Consider the following 5,415-nt stretch of genomic DNA (forward strand, 5'->3'; position numbering starts at 1 on the left):
TTGTTTATTTTGTTTGCAACGTAATTTAGTTAATTTTATTTATCTGAAACCGCTGTGGTCGCAGTCAACCATTATAAAAGACTAACCTTTACACTACTTTATCTATGAAAAGTTTAACCTCAAAGGCGGTGGGCTCAGCTACGTTGCTATCGGCCTGCCTGGTGCTTAGTGCTGGCTGTTCGTCCAGTAATACCACCGGAAGTGCTGCTTCCGCTACGGCTACTACAGAGCAGTCGGCAACTGCCACCACTGCCCAAAACACCACACAGCTACAACCCCCTATGGCTAAAAAAACACCAAAAGAACTAACGGTACATGGCGACACGCGCATAGACAATTACTACTGGCTCAACGAGCGCGAGAACCCGGAAGTAATTTCTTACCTCAACGCCGAAAACGATTATACTAAAAAAGCACTTGCACATACCGAAGATTTACAAAAACAACTGTTTGATGAGATAGTAGGCCGCATCAAGCAAACTGATGAATCAGTACCATATAAAGAAGACGGTTACTGGTACTACACCCGCTACGAAGAAGGCAAAGAATATCCTATCTATGCCCGCAAAAAAGGCAGCATGGAGGCAACGGAAGAAGTGATGCTGAATGCTAATGAGCGCGCCGAGGGACAAAGCTACTATTCTGCCGCAGGTATAGACGTAAGCCCAGATAACCAGCTGCTCGCTTTTGGGGAGGATACTGTAAGCCGCCGCAAGTATACGCTGCGCTTCAAGAACCTAAAAACAGGTGAGTTATTAACTGATGCCATCCCGAACACAACAGGCAGCGCAGTTTGGGCCAACGATAACAAAACGGTTTACTACACGATGAAAGACCCTGCACTTCGGTCTTTCAAAATTTTCCGCCATACGTTAGGCACGCCTACCTCTAAGGACAAAGAAGTATACCACGAGGCTGATGAAACGTTCAGCACATTTGTATTCAAGACCAAAAGCGACAAGTATATCCTCATTGGCTCTGCCAGCACCTTATCGAATGAGTACCGGTATTTAGACGCAGACAAGCCTAACGGAGATTTTAAAGTAATTCAGCCACGTGAGCGAGGCCTAGAGTACAGTGTTGACCATTTCCAGGACAAGTTTTACATCGTTACCAACAAAGACGGTGCTACTAACTTTAAGCTAATGCAAACACCCGTTAGCAAAACAGGCAAAGCTAACTGGAAAGAAGTAGTGCCGCACCGCCAGGATGTACTTTTAGAAGGCATCGAAATATTCAAGGATTACCTGACACTTCAGGAACGCAAAAACGGCCTCACGCAGATTAGAATTAAGAAATGGAATGACCCTAAAAGCGATTACTACATAGATTTCGGAGAGGAAGCATATACAGCTTATATAGATGTTAATCCTGACTTCGACAGTAAAACGCTGCGTTACGGTTATACTTCCCTCACTACGCCTTACTCTACCTACAACTATAACATGCAGACGAAGGAGAAAGAGCTTCTGAAGCAGCAAGAGGTAGTAGGTGACTTTGACCCGAACAACTATGAGGGAAAACGGGTGTATGCCACCGCCGATGACGGTACTAAAATTCCAGTCTCGCTGGTATACCGCAAAGGCATTGAGCTAAACGGACAAAACCCGACGCTACTGTACGGCTATGGCTCCTATGGCAATAGCATGAACCCTGGCTTTAGCTCTGTGCGCCTCAGCCTGCTGGATCGTGGCTTTGTATATGCCATTGCTCACATCAGAGGTGGCCAGGAAATGGGGCGCCAGTGGTATGAAGACGGAAAGCTTCTGAAGAAAAAGAACACCTTCACTGACTTTTTAGATGCTGCCGAGTACCTGGTAGATCAAAAGTACACGAACCCTGACAAGCTGTTTGCACAGGGCGGCAGTGCAGGAGGCCTGCTAATGGGTGCCGTGGTGAACATGCGTCCTGATTTGTTTGAGGGTGTGCTTGCCGCTGTACCTTTTGTAGATGTAGTAACTACGATGTTGGACACCAGCATTCCGCTTACCACTGGTGAGTTTGACGAATGGGGTAACCCAGCCGAAAAAGAGTACTACGATTACATGCTGTCTTATTCTCCTTATGATCAGGTAGAGGCTAAAGAGTACCCAAACATGCTGGTGACCACTGGCCTGCATGACTCCCAAGTACAGTACTGGGAACCTGCAAAATGGGTAGCTAAACTCCGCGACATGAAGACAGATAATAACATGCTGCTGCTGCACACGAACATGGAAGCAGGCCACGGCGGTGCCTCTGGCCGTTTTGAGCGTTACAAAGAAACTGCTTTGCAGTACGCTTTTCTCCTTAACCTGTTAGAGCAGCAGAACCAGTAAAACTGTTTACACCTGGCTTATCACCTCATATGATGGTGCAGCCCTAAGGATAGAATTTTAACAAGTATAAACAGAGAAGGCGGGCCAAGTGGCCCGCCTTCTCTGTTTATACTTGTTAACCTTTACATGATCATGCGCTTATACTTAAAGACTATCCAACTGTCAATATTATCTTACCAAACTGCTTCCCTTCTTCCATATACCGCATGGCCTGCTCTCCTTCTTCCAGCGGATAAGTTACGTCCACTACTGAGCGAATGCTTTTATCGGTTACTAGCTTTAGCATACCAGCAAAGTCCTGTGCTGTGCCCATCGTGCTGCCGTAAATAGAGAGCTGCTTCCAGAAAAGCTCCGCTGGGTTTATTTGCCCGATCATTCCTGTGGTGCCACCATACATGCTTAGCCGGCCACCCGGCTTGGCTAATTTTACCAGTTGTACAAAGCCTTCTCCGCCTGCACTATCGATGATAACATCAAAGCCTCCGGCCTGCGCTTTTAGCTCCTTTCCCCAGTTCTCCTGCTTATAGTTGGCACCTCCTGCTGCACCTAAGTCTTTAGCTGCCTGTATTTTTTCTTCTGAGCCAGAAGTAACCCATACCTCAGCACCCACAGCCAAGGCAAATTGAATGGCAAACAAAGCCACGCCTCCGCCTGCACCTGTTACCAGCACTTTCTCGCCTGGCTGTAGTTCGCATTTGGTGAACAAGGCACGATAGGCCGTTACTCCCGCCAATGGCAGCGCAGCAGCCTCTTCAAAATTAAGGTGCTCTGGCTTCTGATGCAGGTTCGCCGCCGGCACTTTTACGTATTCTGCAAATGCGCCCTGCTCCGGCATACCAAGTATGGTATATGCGGCACTATGCACTCGCGGGTTATCGCCCCAGTTCTTCGACGGATCTACCAGCACTTCCCTGTTCACCCAGGACTGATCTACTCCCTCTCCCACTTCCGTCACCACACCAGCACAATCAGAGCCAAGTATAGCCGGATACTCCTTTATAAAATACTTGCCCCGCTGAATCCATACATCACGACGGTTCAGAGCAGCAGCCCTCACCTGTACCACCACCTCTCCAGGGCCAGCTGTCGGTTTCTCTTTGTCTATAAGTATAAACTCTTTGTTGATATCTTCTAAGTATAGTGCTTTCATTTTCTTTTTTTTAAGTATAGATACGCGCTTGTATAAACAAAGATAAGATTTATACCTAAAGTAGAAAGTGTGGCAACTGTTGCCATTTTACCCCTTGCCTCCTATCTTGCAAGTATAGCAACAGCAATTATCTATGCAAACGAGCCTCACCATCAGACAAGCAGACGCTGCCGAAATTCCTCTTATCAAACAACTGGCAGAAGCAACCTGGGGTCCCACTTACCAAAGCATCCTAAGTAAAGAGCAACTTGAATTCATGTTTGATACCATTTATTCTGAAGAAGCACTGGCGCAGCAAATGGCGGATGGGCAAACTTTTTTACTGCTGTTCGAGGGAGAGTCCCCGCTTGGATTCGCGTCTTACTCTGTAAAAGACGAAGCTGAAAAGATCTACAAACTGAATAAAATTTACCTGCTTCCACAAACCCAGGGAAAAGGGTATGGTAAGACTCTGCTTAACGCTGTTGAGCATGAGGTGAAGCAGTTAGGAGCCGCCATACTTGATTTGAATGTAAACCGCTACAACAACGCAAAGGCCTTTTATGAACGCTGTGGTTACCAGGTATATGTGCAGGAGGACATTGCAATCGGCCCTTATTGGATGAATGACTATGTAATGCGCAAAGAGCTGTAAAAAAAGAAGGCAGCCATTGGCTGCCTTCTAAATAGCTCACTTTAAACTTAAACAATTAATATTTTTAGTTATGTGCAATCGGATCAGCACTTCCGTCTGGATCACCGTTTACGTAACCGTCAGTTGAAATATTACCTAGCAGAAGCAAACCTGCCACATGGGGTGATGCCATAGAAGTGCCGCTGATAGTATTATAAGCACCGCCTTTCCAGGTAGACTTAATATTTACACCAGGTGCGCAGAAATCTACAGGAGGGTTGCCATAGTTAGAGAAGGATGCAAACCTATCGCCGCTGTCCATTGCTGATACAGTATAAACATTTGCATGGTTTACCCGCGCCGGAGATGAGTTGTTAGCGTCCGTGCTTTCGTTGCCTGCCGCTAAGGCAAACTTGATTCCTTTACCTGCTGCTGCAATAACGGCATCGTCCAGCGCCTGCGATACAGGACCTCCTAAGCTCATGTTTGCCACATCACCTGATTTTCCGTTAGCTGCTACATAATCCACACCGGCAATAACACCAGAGTAGGCACCGCTACCACGGGAGTCAAGTACTTTTACCGCTACAACGGTAGCATCATACGCTACACCAATAACCCCTGTCGAGTTGTTTCTGGCTGCAATAGTACCTGCCACATGAGATCCATGCCCATTGCCATCATCCGCACTACCGGCGTCTCTGCCGCTTGTAAACATAGTTACGCTGCGGCTAACATCTACATTCAGGTCTGGGTGGTCCAGGTCTATACCTGTATCAATAACCCAGGCAGTTTTACCGGCACCGCTGGCATACCCAACCCGACGAATGCCATAAGGCACTTCCTGAGCACCACCTCCGGAACCTCCTGTACCGGGTTTAGCCAGCATCACTACCCGATCTGGTTCAACATAACTAACGCGTGGGTCCTGGCGCAGCTTGTCGGCTTCTGTGGCGCTCATCTTAGCGGCCACCCCGTAAACTGTCTGACCGAATGTTTGCTCTATCTGTACCTTGCTGATACCATTGCTTTCCATCACATTCTGGCTCAGGCTACGCACGGCATCCAGCCTTTGTGCATAGGTTTGCACATCACCTAAACGCTGATCACCATCTTTCTTAAATACTATAATATACTGACCATCTATAACAGCACCATTTTGACTTTCGGCTTGTACGGCAACGGGCTCTGTCATGTCTTCTGCCTCGTTGCTACAAGCTGTAAAAGCAAAAGAAGTGGTTGCTACGGCCGCGCCAAACAATACTGATCGTATCAGTTTTTTGTAGTGTAAACTGTTTCTCATAAAGATTAAGTAAGGGGGGATTAAAATTTAA

At 47.0% G+C, this 5,415-nt stretch carries 4 protein-coding genes; 2 read left to right on the forward strand and 2 right to left on the reverse strand.

Going from position 1 to position 5,415, the window contains the following annotated elements:
• Nucleotides 1-104 precede the first annotated feature (104 nt).
• Nucleotides 105-2,318, forward strand: coding sequence for a S9 family peptidase (locus tag ACFQ2O_RS19560; RefSeq protein WP_377531991.1), 2,214 nt, complete (start codon nt 105-107; stop codon nt 2,316-2,318).
• 151 nt (nt 2,319-2,469) lie between these two features.
• Here ACFQ2O_RS19560 and ACFQ2O_RS19565 read toward each other — a convergent pair whose 3' ends face one another.
• Nucleotides 2,470-3,468, reverse strand: coding sequence for a quinone oxidoreductase family protein (locus tag ACFQ2O_RS19565; protein ID WP_377531994.1), 999 nt, complete (start codon nt 3,466-3,468; stop codon nt 2,470-2,472).
• Nucleotides 3,469-3,601: 133 nt separating this feature from the next.
• Between ACFQ2O_RS19565 and ACFQ2O_RS19570 the strand changes: the two genes are divergently transcribed.
• On the forward strand, nt 3,602-4,102 hold the full coding sequence (locus tag ACFQ2O_RS19570) for a GNAT family N-acetyltransferase (RefSeq protein ID WP_377531997.1): 501 nt from the start codon (nt 3,602-3,604) through the stop codon (nt 4,100-4,102).
• Nucleotides 4,103-4,166: 64 nt separating this feature from the next.
• Here the strand turns inward: ACFQ2O_RS19570 and ACFQ2O_RS19575 are convergent, their stop codons facing one another.
• The gene (locus tag ACFQ2O_RS19575) at nt 4,167-5,384 is read right to left on the reverse strand and encodes a S8 family peptidase (protein ID WP_377532000.1); all 1,218 of its coding nucleotides are present in this window, start codon (nt 5,382-5,384) and stop codon (nt 4,167-4,169) included.
• Nucleotides 5,385-5,415 lie beyond the last annotated feature (31 nt).

Source organism: Pontibacter rugosus, from assembly GCF_042678745.1.
Classification (GTDB): domain Bacteria; phylum Bacteroidota; class Bacteroidia; order Cytophagales; family Hymenobacteraceae; genus Pontibacter; species Pontibacter rugosus.